Consider the following 3,019-nt stretch of genomic DNA (forward strand, 5'->3'; position numbering starts at 1 on the left):
TCCTCCAGCAGGCGGTTGCGCGAGCGCAGCGCCCGCTCCATCGCCGAGACGCGGGCGCCGTGGCCGGAATCGACCGCGAGCACGAGCCGGTCGAGGAAGCGGCGGCGGTCGCCGCCCGGCCCGCGGAACAGCCCGTCGAGGTCCGGCGTCAGCCAGACCACGCGCAGGAACTCCGAGAAGGCGACCGGGGAGGGCGCGCCGGCCCCGTCGATCCGGCAGAGCCGGCTGATGCGGCCGTCGAAGCCCGGCGGCTCGCATCCGGTCCCGAGGCGGTGCTCCGCCCCGTCGCGCGCCAGCGTCACCGAGACGGCGAACCCGCCGGGGCCGTCCTCGCGCGCCATCGCCGAGAACTCGGCCCGCCGCAGTCCGCGGCCGGGCGCGAACAGCGAGATCGCCTCCAGGATGTTGGTCTTGCCCGCCCCGTTCTCGCCGACGAGCGCGACGAAGCGGTCCGACAGCGGTAGGTCGAGATCGGCGTGGTTGCGGAAGTCGCGGGCGGTCAGGCGGGTGAGGCGCTGCACATCCGCATCATCCGTCTCGTTCGATGGCCCACCCGAGTGCGAAACCGGTGCCTCGCTCACACCCGCATCGGCATCAGCACGTACAGCGCCGAGGCGCCCTCGCGGTCCTGGATCAGGGTCGGGGAGCCCGGGTCGGCGAGCTTGAACAGGGCGGTGTCGCCCTCGAGCTGGCCGGTGATGTCGAGGAGGTAGCGGGCATTGAAGCCGATATCGAGGCCGGCGGCCTCGTAGTCGACGTCGAGCTCCTCCGTCGCGCTGCCCGAATCCGGGTTGTTGACCGAGAGCGAGAGGCGGCCCTCCTGCAGGCCGAGCTTCACCGCCCGGCCGCGCTCCGACGAGATCGTCGAGACCCGGTCCACCGCCCGCGCGAAGGATTCGCGCTCGACGGTGAGGCGCTTGTCGTTTCCGGCCGGGATGACGCGCTGGTAGTCGGGGAAGGTGCCGTCGATCAGCTTGGAGATCAGCGTCACGCCGGAGGCGAAGCGCAGGCGGATCTTGGCGGGCGAGAGGTCGATGGCGACGCTGTCGCCGCCGTCGTCGACGAGCTTCTGGATCTCGGCGACCGCCTTGCGCGGCACGATGATGCCCGGCATGCCGGCACTTCCCTCCGGCGCGTCGATCTCGACGCGGGCGAGCCGGTGACCGTCGGTGGCGACCGCGCGCAGCTTCAGCCCCTCCGCCTCGATGGTGTGGAGATAGATGCCGTTGAGGTAGTAGCGCGTCTCCTCGGTCGAGATCGCGAACTGGGTCTTCTCGATCAGGCGCTTGAGGTCGGCGGCCGCGATGCCGAAGCTGTGCGGCAGCTCGCCCGCGGCGAGGTCCGGGAAGTCGCCTTCCGGCAGGGCGCCGAGCGCGAAGCGCGAGCGGCCGGAGCGGATCGTCATCTGGCCGGACTCGCCGCCGGTCTCGAGCGAGACTTGCGCGCCCTCGGGGAGCTTGCGCACGATGTCGTAGATCACGTGGGCCGGCACGGTGGTGGCGCCCGGATCCGAGACGTCGGCCGGCACGGTCTCGGTCACCTCGATGTCGAGGTCGGTCGCCCGCAGCTGGAGGCCGCCGCCGGTGGCACGCAGCAGCACGTTCGACAGGATCGGGATCGTGTTGCGCCGCTCCACGACGCGGTGCACGTGGCCGAGCGACCGTAGGAGGGCCGCACGCTCGACAGTGACTCTCATCGCAGTACTCTGAATGCTCGAAGGACCGTGCTCGAACGCCGCCGCGGCCGGCGGGTTCGGAGTTTGGCCGTTCAGCTTGGCGAAGCGGCGGCGCGAAGGCAAGGGCGCGATTCGTCCCTCGCACAGGGCGATCGGGGGCGGGACGGGCCGACGACCCGCCCCGCGCGTCCCGCCCCGCGAGAGGGGAGGGACGGAGCAGGATCAATCCTGCAGCATGCGCTTCAGGAGCTCGACCTCGTCGCCGAGAACCGCGTCCTCGCCGATCAGCTTCTCGATCTTGCGCACGGCGTGGAGCACCGTGGTGTGGTCGCGCCCCCCGAAGCGGCGGCCGATCTCGGGCAGCGAGCGCAGGGTCAGCACCTTCGACAGGTACATCGCGATCTGGCGCGGCTTCACCACCGCGGCGGTGCGGCGCTCGCTGAGGATGTCGGAGCGCGAGACGTTGTAGCGCGAGGCGACGAGCTTCTGGATGTCCTCGATCTTGATCCGCTTCGGCTCGCGGTTCTTCACGAGGTCGCGGATCGCGGTCTCGGCCGTCTCCATGGTCACGGCGGTGCCGGTGAGCGTGGCATGGGCCAGCAGGCGGTTCACGGCGCCCTCGAGGTCGCGGCCGTTGGCCGTGATCGCGCGGGCCACGTAGGTCGCCACCGCCGGCGAGACCTCAAAGCTCGGATGCGCCACCCGCACGGCGGCGAGCCGCGCGGAGAGGATCGAGGCGCGCAGCTGCTCGTCCAGCATCCCGATCTCGACCACGAGGCCGCCGGCCAGGCGCGAGCGGACGCGCTCGTCGAGCGCCTCGAGCTCCGTCGGCGGCCGGTCGGAGGCGACGACGACCTGACGGCCGGCATCGATCAGCGCGTTGATGGTGTGGCCGAACTCGGCCTGGATCGACTTGCCCTGGATGAACTGCACGTCGTCGAGGATCAGCAGGTCGATGCCGCGGAGGCGCTCCTTAAAGGCGAGCGCGTTCTGGGTCTTCAGGGCGTTGACGAAGCCGTACATGAAGCGGTCGGCCGTGAGGTAGATCACCCGGCGTCCGGCCTCGCGGGCGGCGTGGCCGATGCCGTGCAGCAGGTGGGTCTTCCCCAGGCCGACGCCGGCATGGAAGTAGAGCGGGTTGTAGAGCGCACCCTCGCCGTCGTGGCGGGCGACGCGGTCGGCGGCGGCATGCGCCAGGGAGTTCGAGCGGCCGAGCAGGAAGTTCGCGAAGGTGAGCCGCGCGTCGAGGGGCGCGCCGTTGAGCTCGCCGGCGATCTCGGCCCGCATGTCGGGCGCCGGGGTCGTCGGCATCGGGGCGGGCGTGCCGGCGGCGTGGAGGCGGGC

Annotated in this window: 3 protein-coding genes; all 3 read right to left on the reverse strand. The window is 71.6% G+C overall.

Annotated features, from left to right (window positions below; genetic code table 11):
* Positions 1-521 (reverse strand): AAA family ATPase (locus FV223_RS24020; protein WP_147729330.1); only part of this gene is annotated, 521 nt, incomplete at its 3' end.
* 56 nt (positions 522-577) lie between these two features.
* Positions 578-1,696, reverse strand: coding sequence for a DNA polymerase III subunit beta (gene dnaN, locus FV223_RS24025; RefSeq protein ID WP_147729331.1), 1,119 nt, complete (start codon positions 1,694-1,696; stop codon positions 578-580).
* Positions 1,697-1,897: 201 nt separating this feature from the next.
* Positions 1,898-3,019 (reverse strand): chromosomal replication initiator protein DnaA (dnaA, locus tag FV223_RS24030; RefSeq protein WP_246689782.1); only part of this gene is annotated, 1,122 nt, incomplete at its 5' end.

Origin of the sequence: Methylobacterium sp. WL116, from assembly GCF_008039455.1 — a bacterium.
In the GTDB taxonomy this organism is placed as follows: domain Bacteria; phylum Pseudomonadota; class Alphaproteobacteria; order Rhizobiales; family Beijerinckiaceae; genus Methylobacterium.